Origin of the sequence: Bacillus cereus (assembly GCF_007678085.1) — a bacterium.
Lineage (GTDB): Bacteria > Bacillota > Bacilli > Bacillales > Bacillaceae_G > Bacillus_A > Bacillus_A cereus_BE.
In genome coordinates this window covers 280,321-294,822 of record NZ_VEDW01000003.1, presented here as the reverse complement: position 1 = coordinate 294,822, position 14,502 = coordinate 280,321, and the positions used below count along the sequence as shown (strand labels likewise).

The following is a 14,502-nucleotide window of genomic DNA, read 5'->3' as shown; positions in this document are numbered from 1 at the left end:
AATTTCCCGAACAATAATACAATGAACAGATGACTAGATTAAGCATAAAAAATACGCCATCCTTTCTTATCATTCTCCAGAAAGAATAACGTAAAATTTCATTTTCATCAAAAAGAAAAGAAGCTAACAATACATTGTTAACTTCTCAGCTGAAAGTAAAATATTATCTTTCTTTATCTTTTCTAATATCTAGGTTGTGATTGAATATTTGTAAGGTGAACATCATACATATCAATGATTTCAAGAAATCTATCAGCTTCACGGAAAACATGGTCTGCTAATAATGGATGAATGATACTCTTTATTTTACATTGCTCAATTAAATCACGTGCTGTTTTCTTAAAATCCCGAAGAGATGCAACCGACACACGATTTTGATCTAAAAATTGATCTAAAAGAGGGACCGTTTGGGATTGTGGTTTCATAGATTCTAAGTCAATTGCTTGATACATTAATGCATCAAAATCATTGCTAAAATTCCGTGCAGTATCTACAAGCTTTCTTTCTGATGGATCAAGAAGATGACCAATAAATTTAGCATGGTCTGCCATAATCCTCAAAAAGAAAACATTTTCTTTAATAATAGCATCAGGAAGGGCATCTAATTTCCCTTCATTTAATTGTATTAAACGTTTTCTAAAATAATCAGCTTCCCTACTCGTATGGTCAACTAACAGTGGAAAGTTATTTTGTCCTGGCAATTTACACGTGAGAATCAACCCTAAAATTTTTCGTTTAAATCCCCAAATATTAGTTGCGGCTTGTTGTACTTCTGAATTAAATCTTTTTATTTGCTCAGGATCTGTTTCATTTGTGTAGGAATGCGCTATTTGTTCAATATGTTCAAACAATCGATAAAATTGATTCGCCTCTTCGATTAATTGCGTATCCTCGCATCTAAACCCTAAGCGAAGAAAAAGAGAATGCTCCTTCATGATTCTAGACCAAAAACGAATTTCATTTAATGAACGCTCAACAAACATTACAGATGTAACACCTGTATCAGGATGTAATGAAGTTTCATCCCTATGCATTGTTAATCCCCCCCAGTAAATAACACGCTAGTTCCATTCTTATGAGGAAAAATACACATAAATACCATCAATTAAAGTTCATGATGAATTTCGTATACATGCTCCCAAAAAGAAAAAGACTACCACCTAGGTGTAAACTTCTACTAGTTGGTAGCCTTTCAAAATTTCTATTAAAGCAATACTGAATCCTTATCACTACTTTGATTACGTTTCTCGCGCTCTTCTTCTAAACGCTTCATATACACTTCGCCTTCTTTTTCGATAAACTCATTATCCATCTCTTGCTCTTTTTTCGAAGTATATAAAACCATGTAGCCACTTAATACGATCCCGACGATTACAAGATACACCCACCATGGTAAAGTTTCCACTTAACTTCATCCCTTTCCTTAGACAAGCCTTATTAGTTTCACTGTATGAGGAAAGAAGTGGATTTATGCTTAAAATTTATTGTGGATTCTTCGCGAAGAACGCTTGTACATATTCCATAAATTCGACTGGTTCCTGGCGAAACGGTGCGTGGTATCCCTTTTCAATGATATGGAACGTACTATTCGCAAATAGCTCATGATACAGTTCACCATTTTTCCAAGGAACGCTCTTATCGTTTCGTCCCCATATAATTAAAGTCGGTACCTTAATTTTCTCGGCTTCCATCGCGATGCGGCGCTCTCTCATTTTCGTCAGCTGATCATAATGCTCTTTATCGTCGCGACTATTTTTTACCGCATTTTTATTATAATCTGTAATCTCTGTTACAGTTTGTAAGTCTGTCGATAGTGGCGGTCCTTCATAACTTTCTTTTTGCTGGAAAGACTCTATCCCTGTAGCATCCGCTAAAACGAGATGTGTGACTGCATCCGGATATAAATACGCTAAATTCAGAGACATCTCTCCGCCCATCGAATGACCAAGTACTGCGAATTGATCATATCCGAGCTTCTTCATTAACTTATAATATAAATTCACTTGCGCAGGAAATGAATACTGAAAATCAACCGGCTTCGAAGAACGCCCAAACCCTAAAATATCAACCGCGATAATCGTATGTTCCTTTACAAGTTCCGGATAAATATCACTAAATCCATCAGATGAACCACCAAACCCGTGCAGCATAAGTAAAGGCGGTTTCCCCTCACCAATTTGCTTAAAATAAATCGTCTGCCCATCGATCTGCGCCATACTCTCTTTCGTATGCAGCTTCATCATAACAGTATCTTTCACTTCTCCAACCTTCGCAATCGGCTTATCAACGAAGTTACATACGATAAGCAAAACGAGTACAATACCGCTGACCAAATAAAACTTAAACCGTTTCAACATTCCCGTCTCCTTTCTCTTGTTGCTATTTAAAGTTTTTACATTTTTTGGTTGTTTTATGATTAATTTTAATTGTAACTAAATTAGTTACAATTATATTAAAAAAATATTACTCACTGCCATTAGTAATAGTTGTTTTGTAACCATTATAGTTACGAACGAAAAGTAAGTCAATTATTTTATTCCATATAATAAAAAGAGCACTGAACAAACATCAGCACTCTTCCTTATCATCCTCGTTATTTACACACAGTTGTTCCGCTATTTCTTGTACCCGTTCCATCGTTATTCCTTCTCTAAATTCCACAGCTAGAGGATGGTCTGTTGGCTCTAGCTCAATATAAGGACGAATACCATCGGCTCTTGGATGAACCACCGTTTTTAAATTTACTGTTTCCAACTCATATGGTAAATCCGTTGAAAGCCACCCAAACATCGGCTCTAACAGTTCTTGTTTATCCCAAAATTCATTCACCTTTTCAAAATTCGCTTCACTTAATGAAACCCATACACCCCATAGAAAGTGTTCATCTGTACCAACGATAGGAATTTCAATAATTCCTCGAATGAAAAAATGTTCTCCATCCATCACACATAAGTCATCACTCATCTCAAACCTAGCTTCTCGCTCTTCAGGTTCAGCATCATAATAATAAGCTGGAGCTTGGTACCCATAACTTATTGGAAGTTCTTCATGATATGTACCGCAGCACCCACAAGTATACCCATTAATTTTCGTCATTCTATTCCTCCATCAGTTTTACATTCATTTTAGCAAAATACTTATAAAGCGAAAATAAAAAAGCAAGCAGTTCTAGCGATCAGCTAAAACTACTTGCTCTCCTACTTACTATCTCTATTGTTACTCTTTAATAAATTCCTTCGTACTTCTCACTGTATCAATTGGACGCACTAATTTTTCAATTTCTTCACGTTTTGGCTCTAGGAACGGAGGTAATGATAATTTTTCGCCAAGTGTTTCATATGGCTCATCTCCCATAAACCCTGGGCCGTCTGTTGCAAATTCAAATAAAATTTGTGGTGCAACTCTTGCGTATAATGACTCGAAGAAGTGACGATCTACATATCCAGATGAAGGAAGCCCCACGCTACTGATTCTCTCAATCCACTCTTCTAATACAGCGCGATCTTCTACGCGGAATGCAGCATGGTGCACTGTACCAAAACCTTGTCTTGCTTCTGGAAGAACCGTATTATGTTCTACAATAACAGAAGCACCATTTCCACCTTCGTTTACTTCAAATAAATAGAATTCTCCTTCTTGCGCAATCTCTTTAAATAATAGAACTTTTTCTAACACTTCTTTAAAGAAACTAAAGTTTGAAATGCGGATAAATACAGGTCCTAAGCCAGTAATTGCATATTCTAATGGAACTGGTCCGTTTTGCCACGGTGTACCTGATTCTATCCCGTTATCAAGTTCATCTGAGATTAATTGATAGTGTTGGTCATCAAAGTCAACGAAAGAAAGAGTTTTCTTACCAAATTGCTCTTTAATTCCTGTATGTTCTACTTCAAGACGATCAAAACGTTTCACCCAATATGCTAACGCTACATCAGTTGGCACTCGGAATGAAGTTTTTGAAATTTCATTCGTACCGTGTACTCCTTTTGGAATACCTGGGAAGTCAAAGAATGTCATATCTGTTCCTGCACTACCTTTATCATCTGCAAAGAATAAATGGTACGTTTGAATATCATCTTGGTTTACTGTTTTTTTAACTAAACGCATTCCTAAAACGTGAGTGAAAAACTCATAGTTCTTTTCTGCACTACTTGTAATTGCTGTAACGTGGTGAATTCCTTTTAATTGGTTCATCTTATATTCCTCCAGTGGTTTTAAATTTTATATTTTCTCTTCTATTACTTCTCTTCAATAGGTGCTAATTTCGCTTCAATTTCTGCTCGCTGATCTTCTAAGAACGGCGGTAAATCAAGTTTTTCTCCTAAATGTTCTACATCGCCATCAACTGTAAATCCTGGTCCATCTGTCGCAATTTCAAATAGGATTCCGTTTGATTCGCGGAAGTATAAGCTTTTAAAGTAGAAACGGTCGATAATGCCTGAAGAATGGAAACCTTTTTTTATTACCTGTTCTTCCCAGTAAGCTAGCTCTGCATCGTTTTTTACACGAATTGCTAAATGGTGAATGCTACCGCGGCCCGGCTTTTCAGTAGGACCATCCAAATATTTCACAACGATTTCTCCGAAGGCTTCTCCTTTAATAGATTGGAAAATCGCTTCTTCGTCGCTTCGGCTAACTTCTGTATAACCAAATATGTCTGTAAGTGTACTCGCCAGTTTATCAAGTCTACGCACCGTCATTTCCACTGAACCCATTCCTTGAATTTGATGCTTTGCAGGAACTTCTGATTTCTCCCAAGTTTCCCAGTGCTCCACTTTTTCTCCGTTTGAAACGAGTAGGACGAGACGAAGACCTTCCGCATCCTCAAATTGCAAAGCAGGACGATTTGCATATGTTGTCATTTCACTATGTTTTACATCAAATTTCTCAAATCGTTCTTTCCAGTAATGTAAACTTTCCTCTGACGGAACGAGTAATCCGATTCGCGTAATTGCATTCGTACCACGGTACGTTTTTCCTACTAAAGGAATTTCAAAAAATGATAGTTCTGTACCTGGACTTCCTGTTTTATCTCCGTAAAATAAGTGATACATGGACGGATCATCTTGGTTTACTGTCATTTTCACACGGCGTAAACCAAGTATGTTTTTATAAAAATGGTTATTCTCACTCGCATTTTTTGTAACCATTGAAATGTGATGATGCCCTTTAATTTCATACATTGTTTATTCCTCCGTTTCGTTTTACTAGTCAAGTGATAACTAAAAAATAATATGCTTCTTAGCTTTTTAATTTATTCTCATTATGTTTTTGTAAATTTATCTTAGTTTTTACTGAATAAGTTACTTTATTTTTTAAATCGAAAGCAACTGAGTGTATGTTTTTCATATGACTCAATCGCTTTCGTTACTATCACTTTACAACTCAAGTGATTAAAAAGCAAGAAAAATATCTCAAATTCGAGACTTTTTATTGCATAACATTTTGGACTAGAGAATGGTTTAGTAAATAAAAAAACATTAGTGGAGAGAAGAACCGTCAATCTAGATTAAAGTTGCAACGCCATCAGCAAAACAAAACATCATCAAATCAGGAGCTTTCTCACCCTATGAAACACCTGGTGGGCAACTTAATGGAATGAAAAGATACTTGATCGTAGATGTTGGTGGTATGAGGTTAAGTAAGATAAGATCCTTCCTGTTGGGTGGCTTTTTTTATGTTCGTTTCATTATGCTTGATATGCCATGCTATCTGGAAATTCCTCGTTCTTTCTAAGACATCGCACAATCCTAATACACGCACAATTAAAATAATGTTCTCTCATATTTAATGAATCCACTGGAGCTTGCTCTATGTCATAAAACATTCGTTCCTTTTTATTATAGTGCATCTTACCTATTTTAGCGGGTGATTCAGAAGGATAGTATTGATAAACAACTATCTCTTCATTCTCAAATTCTTTAGTCATTAATAAACATATTGCCATAAATAAGGCCCCCTTTATTTATATTGAATTTCATGTTTGGAGTTGTCCGAGGAAAATGATTTCCTGATTTCTAGTTTGAAGTTGTGGAAAATGACTAGCCTTCTTTTACAAATTCAATATTGATTCTATCAACTTCAATTTCAACATACTTGTTAAAGTATTCACTGTGTTCCGGGAATATTTCATCTTCATCTGTAATAATAATCCCTGCATCAATAAACTCAGGATTTAATATTCCACTAATACGATACTTGAAAGAATTATCAATTCTCTTTAAATTTTTCACTCCATCTATTCCTTCATTTATTTCAATATCATCAAAAACTGTAATGTCGAGAATAACAGGATAATTTTTTCCTTCTTCAATTTTATATGAACAAACCGTGGAGAATCCCGTAAACACTACACCGTTAATATTTATTGTAACTTCCTCTTCAATTAGCTCATCGATTTTTTCTACATATGCCATGTATTTCATATTTTTTCCTCCTATTATTAATCAACAGGGTTTATAGATTAATAATCTACGTTTCAATAATACTCTTCTTGGCAGGGTAAAGATGTTACTGTAAATGAAGTCTATGTATAAGTCTACTAACCTAGTAACAGTATGAAAAAAAAAAAAACGTCTCTTTATTTGAGTCGTTTTTTTATATCTTTGTTTGTTGTTCTATACTCCATATGTCATTTCGTCCAAAAATTCTCCGCCATTTCTCAGGCATATTACTATCCTAGAAATCGCACAATTAAAGTAATGCTTTCTTGTTCCGATTGATTCTTCTGGAACAGGTTCTAAATCATAAAACATTTCCTCTTTTTTATGAAAATACATTTTCCCAACTTTTTCTGGTGATTCAGATGGATAATATTGATATACAACTATCTCTTCATCTTCAAATTCTTTATTCATTGTTATATGGATTGCCATAGTGTATCTCCTCCATAATTAAAATTATGAGATAAAAAGAAAAAAATGTAAATACATAAATTTTAGATTAGTATAACAATGTGTATATAAAATAAAATCTGCTTAATTGCAAATAGAACCTATGTGTGTGCAATTACGCTAATAAAATAAAAGGGCATCCCCAAACGGAAATGCCCTTTTATTTCAGGTTTAAATTACACCCATCCCTTTTAACATCTCAATTAAACTAGTATAGACGTATTCACATGCTTCTGTCTTAGAATTAAATATCTTAATATTACTCTTTATCCCTCGCTCACTATAATATTTTACATTCTTTTCGAAGATATTTAATGAACTCACACTTGGTAAATTTACATCTCCTCGAACCATTTTACCTTGTTGTCTTTAGATTTTCGTATCCTCATCAAACTTCTTTACCAGTTAAATTATCAACAAATCTTATTTTTCCATTTTCAGAAACTAATTGTAAATCACTACCTATTGGTAGTTCGTATATTCCCAGAATAGCGGGTTCAATATTTGCTACAGTATTAAAATCACATACTACTAAATTATCAGGATTATTAATGTAATCATCATCATCAATTTCTGAAAAAAATCTCCAACCATTATCTACCGTATCTATTGATTGCTCTCTCAATATCCATTTCAATTTTCCTGTTTCATTTATTATATTTTTTGAAACAATACAGGCCCCAGCTTTTTCAATAAATTCAATTGGCTCTTTTTGATTCATATTTTTCCATCCTTTCAATTAAACTTGATCTATATGGGAATTTTCTAGCGTATTCAATAGCTGAAAATCCTGTACTATCTTTTTAACTATTTCATTTCATTTTTTATAAAAAACAGCCCCACTAAGCTTTTAACACTTAATGAGGCAATTTGATTCACACTATTAATTATGGAACGTCGGTTTATAGAACGAACGATTATCAAGTGCAAAGACACGCTCAGTGTATTCGCCTGGTTTTGTGCGTCCTAATGTGCGGTCCATCATGTTCATTTTTGCATCTAAGTTATCGATGTAGTGCAGAATTTTTACCACAATACCAATTATCTAGATTTTATATCTACTAAAGCATTATACAGATTTACAATACCTTTTCCTGAAACATTTTCATCGTAATAGCTAGTTTTATCTGCATTCCTATACAAAGTACTTTCAACTTCCTCATTGGACATTTCTCGTCCGAATTTTTTGAAATATTCGTCTTTCATTACAGCAATCGTAGCTGTTACTTTCGGAGCAGCCAAACTTGTTCCTAACATGAATTCATATCCTGGTTCAATACCAATACTCTTACTTAGTTTTGTTTGCGGAAAATAAGTAGGATAGGTCGCTAACACTAGACTATTAAAATCATATACTTTATTTTGTTTGAAATCAGGACCATAATCCCCACCTGGGGCAGATATCGAAATAACACTTCCGAAATTGGAATAACTCGCTAATTTATTCTCCTTATCAGTTGCTGCAACCGTGATTACGTTTTTGTTACCACCTGGCAAGTGTATTAACAAGTCATCAGGTTTCCCAAGTTTTTCTGCTAATTCTTTTGGATTGCTTATATCTAATCCTTCATTACCTGACGATGCTACTAAAACTACGTTATTTTCTTTTGCATATTTAAATGCTCTTTCATAAGCCCTGATAAGATTGCTATCTTCCTTGTTTTTGATTGATTTAAAAGTACCTAAACTTAAATTAATTACATCCACACCATCTTTAGTAGCTTGGATAATTGCTTCAATAGTCCAACTTGAATCACCACCTGTTTGATTGAATACTTTATATGGTATAATCCCAATACTTGGACCAACACCTTGGATTTTCCCGTTTGCAGCTATAGTCCCCGCTACCATTGTTCCATGCCCAATATTATCACTAGTACTAGCATCATTAGGGACAAAAGACTTTCCTGCACTTATAATATTTCCTTTTAAATCTGGATGATTGAAATCAATCCCAGAGTCAATAATTCCTACCTTTACATCATGAGATCCTTTATTAATTGATTGGCTTTTATAATTATTTGTTACTTGTTTTATATCCCACATCCATTTATCATAAGGCCCCTTTTCTTCTTCCTTCAAAAATTGAAAACTATGTTGTTCCTCCTCACTTATGGGTTTTGAACTTTTAATTCTTAATTCCACATCATTTACTATATTATTACTGGGAATCTTTAAATCCTCACTAACATATTGCTTCATATCAGGCAATTGTTCTTTATCAATTCCTTTTACTACTAAGCTGTTAATTTCTTTAATTTGATGTACCTTTACATTTGAAAATTTATTCTCTATTTTTTCTTCCGTCTCTTTAACATCACCATCTAATAATATAATTAAAGATTCCTTACTAGTGGCTTCTGCATAAACATTTACGTTAAATATCATATATATAAATATTAAAATACATAAAGTACCTATAGTACCTTTGCTTAATAGAAAAATGGATTTTTTCATTTGAACCTCCGATTTTTGATTTTTCAGTATTTTTTAGGTGCATAAACATTAAGATTATAAGTAGATATACTTATATATTCTTTCGATGAAAAAGTTTATTTATCTATTTATAATATAGGATTATATAACTCAGCTATGTTATATAATCCATCGCTTCATTTTAAATGCCTCATTCCTCTAATTGAAACTAAACAAGTCTCACCATTATTCATAACTACTTGCTTATTTGTCTTGTCTAGATATTTAATATTATTTTTATTTACAACAAAGGATTTATGACATCTACAAAACTCTTCTCCTAACTCTCCCAGCTCTTTAATAATTCCATAAAACTCTATATAAGTATCCTCTAGATGCATGATTATTTTATGAGGCGTGACAGAAGATTCGAAAAAGAATATATCAGAATAATGAACAGTTCGAATTGTATTACCTACTTTATATCTAAATAGATTTTGTTTTCCCCCATCTTCATTCAAATGACGCTTTAAAGCTACCGCTATACAGTCTCGAATTCTGCCAGTCATTTCACCTATATTTCCCTTAATTATATAATCCATCGCTTCAATTTTATAAGTAAATGTCATATAAGACAATTCACTATGTGTTGTAATAAACACGATTTTCCCTGTAGCATCTATATCTCTAATCTGAGCCGCTAATTCCAATCCATTCATATTTGTTTTTAAATTCACATCGATAAAATATAGCTTTGTACCCTCTGTTTTTCCCTGTAAACTTTCAATAATTTCATAGGGATTTTCTGTAGATAAAATTAATTTAGCATTTAGCTCCTCTATCATTATGTAATTTTTCACACACGTTTCAATATACTCTCTTTGAGTACGATCGTCTTCACAAATATATACTAAAAGCATATACTACTCCTCCAATTGAATATGAATTTTTTGAACAAATAAATTATTTTTTTTTGTCGTTTCAGTAGTAACATTGGTCAAAGGTGCTAGCAATTCCTGAAGATTATTTAAACCTAAGCCCCTTCCCTCACCTTTTGTTGAAAACCCTATTTTTTTCAACAAATGTAGCCTTGGCGTGTTATCTCTGCATGTATTTTGAATGATGATTGAAACATTGTCTCCATCCTTAATTACACCCGTCAATAATTCACTATATTCATATTCTACACACTCTATTTCTTCAATTGCATTATCTAATAAAATACCTACAGAAGTTATTAATGCAAATGAATCGATCGGAAGTTTTTCAATTTCTGCATTTGCTTCAAATCTAGCATTAATACCTAGCTCTTGTGCCCGCATTAACTTAGAAGCAAATATGCTCTTTAATTCTTTTAATTTAATCTTACTTAAATTTTCTAATTTAAAATTATTCTCATCCAAATATTTAGACGTTGGCTTTAAAATTTCTTCAAAGTAACCTTTTAATCCTTGCATATCTTTCTCTAAAATAAACATTTCAATAGATAAAAGGATGTTTTGATAATCATGCTTAAATTTTCTCATGTTTTGATAATGGATTTCTATTTCATTCAAATACTTCTTCAAACTATCATATTCCTCTTCTTTTCTCTTCTCCTGAAATAATTTCTTTAAATGTGCAAAATATATAATGACAGTAACAATAGAAAGAAATAAATACATAAAAAAGAAAAATAGATTTAATCTAATTAATTCAAAAGTATTGCCTTTAGAAGCTGCCGCGAAAATTAGAGTATAATAAACAAAAACTGTAGAAACCCCAATGAAAGCCATAAACAGTTTTAACTGTATATTTATCCCACTTAATTTCTGCAGTACCTTTTGCACCAGAATTGAAATAAAAATCCCCATTAGGACACAGGATAATAAATGAATCCAAACTTCCACTTCAACTATATTAGGGAGATATCCTAAAATAATCGTATCTAGATAAGAAGAGATGTGATCACTAATCAGTACAACTATTAGTGCATAAGAACCATACATCAAAGAATGAATTATCTCTCTTTGGTAAAAATAACTCATACAATATGTAAATAAAATCAATATAATTGATGCATATATAAATCCTTCGATATAACTAATAGCTCCAATCAAACTAATTACTAAAATAACTATCCCCTCTAAAATATTCCTCTTTTTCACATTAGAAATAATCTTTAATGAGACAATCGTTATTAAAAACTGTACAAATAATACACCGAATGTAGACATACTTCTTTCCACCTTAACTATAATAAATAAGGTATATTATATCTCTATCAAAAGCATCAAGTCTACCTATAAAATGGAGATTATTTCATTTTTTGCAATTCTTTCGGAATTTTAGGGTCATAAAGTACCCCCAGACATCTTCCTTTTAAAGTAAATTCTCCTACTTTTTCTAACATATTTATTAACAGTTTTTGCGTTGTTTGTTTCTCCACCATTTGTTTTTTCACTGTTTTATGCCACTCCCCTTTTTTTTCCATTTAATACATGACTTGTTAGTGGTAATAGCATTGCTGCTCCCAAAAATGCACCCACCCCAATTAAATTCCCAAAATATAAAGAGGGTAATAACAAACTAACCATAGCCAAACAAAAATTAATTCTTATAGCTCTATTCCTAAGTAATATCCTTTCATCTTCATCGTACATTTGATATCCTGTACAAGCTGGAGCATATTTAAAAATAATAACAAAATTTAACAAGAACAATAGAGCTAAACTTAATTTAGATATAATAAGAATTTGATTTATTAACAATGGTGCACCTATAAATAAGCTTACAGTTATTATAGTACAATAAAGATTGTTATTTGCATGAGCTCCAAAAGCATAGATTCTGATACTCATGAAAGAAATATGAAAAACAACAACCTCTAACATTATCCCTAAAGTATATGCAAATATGTATACTATAAACAATTTAGATATATTTAATACTAAAAATTCCATTGCATACTTACATTTAAGATATTTAATACGATCATATTGTAAATCAGAGGTATTCACTAACCGTTGAAATAGATTAGTAGCAAATTTTTCTATCATCAATATTTTCTCATTCTCTTTCTGTAATAAAAATTGAAACACTCATTACCTGTATAAAATTTATAAAACCTTTTTATAATTCTTTTCTTTTATATGCACTTATTGAAATGAAATATGAAATGATAAAAATAAAACAAGATACCAGCAAGAAGTTCACTGAAAAAATTCTATCAAAACCTTCCACTTCTCCCATCATCATTTTTTGCATAAGAGAAACAAGCCCAAACATCGCAAAAGCAAAAATTATACTAATTATACGTATTAACTCTGATTTATCTCCTCCAAATATATAAGTCAACGAATATATAGTAGAAGCTAAACAAAGTACCAATCCCATCCCACGAAGCACACTAATTAAAATTAACTCACCAGAAATTTTCACAAACAATGAATTTAACATAAATACCCCAGCAGTCACTAGAATACTTATTATTAATAATAACAGAAATGTTATATATTTACTTCTTATAATTTCTTTTCTTTCAACCGGAAGAATAAATTCAAACTTATCCCATCCAGACAAATTATCCTGCTTTAAAACTTCAAATGCACTTACTGTTATCAATGCCATTGGCAAATAAAATGCCATTTTTAACGCTGTTGCATTTCCTGATAAAACCAAAACCACATTACTTACAATTGCAAGGAGTAGTGAAAGGGCAATACTCTCTCTCACAGAATAAAAATTATTTAAAATAAGTCCCTTCATCCTTTTTCTCCTTTCAATAATAACATTGTAATATTCTCAATCGAAACATCATTTGGAATTATTCCCCTAGGACTATTGTGTTTATTTGAAACAAGTACCTCAACGTGTTCTCCTATTTTTTGATACGCTACAATACTAGACTTATCCAGCTCTTGTAATTCATTTTCAGTACACGTGAAAATAGCATAGTTATGTAATAAATCTTCTTTATCTACCCTTAAAATAATCTCTCCTCTTTTTATAAAGATAAGATAATCTGCAACTTTTTGAATATCACTTATAATGTGAGAAGAGAGTAAAATAGCATGTTTTCTATCTTTTACAAATTCCAAAAATACATTTAATATCTCTTCTCTAACTACTGGATCTAATCCAGATGTAGCTTCATCTAAAATTAACAGTTTTGGGTCATGTGCAAGTGCTACTGCTATAGAAAGTTTCATTGACATACCACGAGAAAAATTTTTTACTTTTTGTCCTTTAGGCAATGAAAAGACATTAATATAATGCAAAAACACTTCTTGATTCCATTGATTATAAATATTTTTCATAACTTTTGATAATTGATTTACACTTAAATTACCCGAAAAATTAAAATCATCGAATACAACACCGATATTTTCTCGCATCTTTATTATAGCAGTATCCATTTCTTCTCCAAAAAACTTTATAGAACCGGCGTCCTTCTGTAATCCACCAAGTATTGTCCTCATTGTCGTAGTTTTCCCTGCACCATTTTCACCAATAAATCCTACAATAGAACCATATGGTACTGAAAACGAGAGTTTCTTTAATTCAAAATTAGAAGTAGGATATGATTTTTTTAAATCTTTAATCTCTAAAACATATTCCATGTTTATTCCTCCACATAGTTTATTAGGAAAAGAACAAATAGAACACACGTCCATTCGTCCCTTTCCTAATTTCAACAAAATTGCAAGATCAATATCGTTTCAATAGTCACAAACAAAAAACTTATTTCAGCAAGTGTTACTTACTGTTGACATAAATCCTGTTACTGTCCATGAAGCCGTTGGCCATTCTGGTTGTACATCTGTACCTTCGTTTAATTGTTGTAATGCTAATACGTCTTTCATTATTATCCCTCCTCTTATTTGTACTTCTGATCTATTTGGATTCCAATCTATTTTTAGCAGTGGTTACTTACTGTTGATATAAATCCTGTTACTGTCCATGTAACTGTCGTCCATTCTGGTTGTACATCTGTACCTTCGTTTAATTGTTGTAATGCTAATACGTCTTTCATTATTCTTCCTCCTCTTATTTGTACTTCTGATCTATTTGGATTCCACTCTATTTTTAGCAGTGGTTACTTACTGTTGACATAAATCCTGTTACTGTCCACGTAACTGTTGTCCATTCTGGTTGTACATCTGTACCTTCGTTTAATTGTTGTAGTGCTAATACGTCTTTCATTATTATTCCT

General features: G+C 32.3%; 20 protein-coding genes and 2 pseudogenes. 1 reads left to right on the top strand and 21 read right to left on the bottom strand.

The window, feature by feature from the left end:
• Positions 1-182 precede the first annotated feature (182 nt).
• From FS742_RS15140 to FS742_RS15110, 6 genes are all read right to left on the bottom strand, one after another.
• Complete coding sequence (locus FS742_RS15140) at positions 183-1,034, bottom strand: DUF2935 domain-containing protein (RefSeq protein WP_144613329.1); 852 nt, start codon at positions 1,032-1,034, stop codon at positions 183-185.
• Positions 1,035-1,204: 170 nt separating this feature from the next.
• Positions 1,205-1,405, bottom strand: coding sequence for a sporulation YhaL family protein (locus tag FS742_RS15135; protein ID WP_000449230.1), 201 nt, complete (start codon positions 1,403-1,405; stop codon positions 1,205-1,207).
• A 76-nt stretch (positions 1,406-1,481) separates the two neighbouring features.
• On the bottom strand, positions 1,482-2,354 hold the full coding sequence (locus FS742_RS15130; protein ID WP_144613891.1) for an alpha/beta fold hydrolase: 873 nt from the start codon (positions 2,352-2,354) through the stop codon (positions 1,482-1,484).
• A gap of 214 nt (positions 2,355-2,568) precedes the next feature.
• Positions 2,569-3,096: a DUF2199 domain-containing protein gene (locus tag FS742_RS15120; protein WP_144613327.1), complete on the bottom strand. Its 528-nt coding sequence runs from the start codon at positions 3,094-3,096 to the stop codon at positions 2,569-2,571.
• A gap of 120 nt (positions 3,097-3,216) precedes the next feature.
• Positions 3,217-4,194 carry a ring-cleaving dioxygenase gene (locus FS742_RS15115; RefSeq protein ID WP_144613325.1) on the bottom strand — a complete coding sequence of 326 codons (978 nt, stop codon included), beginning with the start codon at positions 4,192-4,194 and terminating at the stop codon, positions 3,217-3,219.
• 44 nt (positions 4,195-4,238) lie between these two features.
• Positions 4,239-5,183 carry a ring-cleaving dioxygenase gene (locus FS742_RS15110; RefSeq protein ID WP_144613324.1) on the bottom strand — a complete coding sequence of 315 codons (945 nt, stop codon included), beginning with the start codon at positions 5,181-5,183 and terminating at the stop codon, positions 4,239-4,241.
• A 337-nt stretch (positions 5,184-5,520) separates the two neighbouring features.
• Between FS742_RS15110 and FS742_RS28210 the strand changes: the two are divergent.
• Positions 5,521-5,645 (top strand): annotated as a pseudogene (locus FS742_RS28210) (N-acetylmuramoyl-L-alanine amidase C-terminal domain-containing protein); the annotation flags it as partial.
• Between the two features lie 44 nt (positions 5,646-5,689).
• On the opposite strand, the gene FS742_RS15100 reads toward FS742_RS28210, so the two are convergent.
• The 15 genes and pseudogenes from FS742_RS15100 to FS742_RS27805 all read right to left on the bottom strand — a co-directional run bounded on the left by FS742_RS15100 (position 5,690) and on the right by FS742_RS27805 (position 14,492).
• Complete coding sequence (locus FS742_RS15100) at positions 5,690-5,947, bottom strand: hypothetical protein (protein WP_000952063.1); 258 nt, start codon at positions 5,945-5,947, stop codon at positions 5,690-5,692.
• Between the two features lie 94 nt (positions 5,948-6,041).
• On the bottom strand, positions 6,042-6,425 hold the full coding sequence (locus FS742_RS15095; protein ID WP_097845255.1) for a hypothetical protein: 384 nt from the start codon (positions 6,423-6,425) through the stop codon (positions 6,042-6,044).
• Between the two features lie 192 nt (positions 6,426-6,617).
• The gene (locus FS742_RS15090; RefSeq protein WP_071737263.1) at positions 6,618-6,875 is read right to left on the bottom strand and encodes a hypothetical protein; all 258 of its coding nucleotides are present in this window, start codon (positions 6,873-6,875) and stop codon (positions 6,618-6,620) included.
• A 406-nt stretch (positions 6,876-7,281) separates the two neighbouring features.
• Positions 7,282-7,614, bottom strand: coding sequence for a DUF2185 domain-containing protein (locus tag FS742_RS15080; RefSeq protein WP_144613320.1), 333 nt, complete (start codon positions 7,612-7,614; stop codon positions 7,282-7,284).
• A gap of 162 nt (positions 7,615-7,776) precedes the next feature.
• Positions 7,777-7,920, bottom strand: a pseudogene (locus tag FS742_RS15075) (3'-5' exonuclease); the annotation flags it as partial.
• 14 nt (positions 7,921-7,934) lie between these two features.
• Complete coding sequence (locus tag FS742_RS15070) at positions 7,935-9,350, bottom strand: S8 family serine peptidase (RefSeq protein ID WP_144613318.1); 1,416 nt, start codon at positions 9,348-9,350, stop codon at positions 7,935-7,937.
• 155 nt (positions 9,351-9,505) lie between these two features.
• Complete coding sequence (locus tag FS742_RS15065) at positions 9,506-10,228, bottom strand: LytR/AlgR family response regulator transcription factor (RefSeq protein WP_144613317.1); 723 nt, start codon at positions 10,226-10,228, stop codon at positions 9,506-9,508.
• Positions 10,229-10,231: 3 nt separating this feature from the next.
• Positions 10,232-11,524 (bottom strand): sensor histidine kinase, encoded by a 1,293-nt coding sequence (locus tag FS742_RS15060; RefSeq protein WP_144613315.1) that lies wholly within the window; start codon positions 11,522-11,524, stop codon positions 10,232-10,234.
• Positions 11,525-11,604: 80 nt separating this feature from the next.
• Positions 11,605-11,751 (bottom strand): cyclic lactone autoinducer peptide, encoded by a 147-nt coding sequence (locus FS742_RS15055; RefSeq protein WP_186327178.1) that lies wholly within the window; start codon positions 11,749-11,751, stop codon positions 11,605-11,607.
• Between the two features lie 4 nt (positions 11,752-11,755).
• Positions 11,756-12,346 carry an accessory gene regulator B family protein gene (locus tag FS742_RS15050; protein WP_144613311.1) on the bottom strand — a complete coding sequence of 197 codons (591 nt, stop codon included), beginning with the start codon at positions 12,344-12,346 and terminating at the stop codon, positions 11,756-11,758.
• Between the two features lie 73 nt (positions 12,347-12,419).
• Complete coding sequence (locus FS742_RS15045; protein ID WP_144613309.1) at positions 12,420-13,055, bottom strand: ABC-2 transporter permease; 636 nt, start codon at positions 13,053-13,055, stop codon at positions 12,420-12,422.
• Positions 13,052-13,909, bottom strand: a complete 858-nt coding sequence (locus tag FS742_RS15040; RefSeq protein ID WP_144613307.1) for an ABC transporter ATP-binding protein — start codon at positions 13,907-13,909, stop codon at positions 13,052-13,054. The genes FS742_RS15045 and FS742_RS15040 overlap by 4 nt, the downstream gene beginning before the upstream one ends.
• 126 nt (positions 13,910-14,035) lie before the next feature.
• A complete protein-coding gene (locus FS742_RS27815; RefSeq protein WP_222124846.1) occupies positions 14,036-14,152 on the bottom strand; it encodes a class III lanthipeptide in 117 nt (38 codons plus the stop codon).
• Between the two features lie 53 nt (positions 14,153-14,205).
• Positions 14,206-14,322 carry a class III lanthipeptide gene (locus tag FS742_RS27810; RefSeq protein WP_222124845.1) on the bottom strand — a complete coding sequence of 39 codons (117 nt, stop codon included), beginning with the start codon at positions 14,320-14,322 and terminating at the stop codon, positions 14,206-14,208.
• A gap of 53 nt (positions 14,323-14,375) precedes the next feature.
• Positions 14,376-14,492 (bottom strand): class III lanthipeptide, encoded by a 117-nt coding sequence (locus tag FS742_RS27805; protein ID WP_222124844.1) that lies wholly within the window; start codon positions 14,490-14,492, stop codon positions 14,376-14,378.
• Positions 14,493-14,502: the final 10 nt, after the last annotated feature.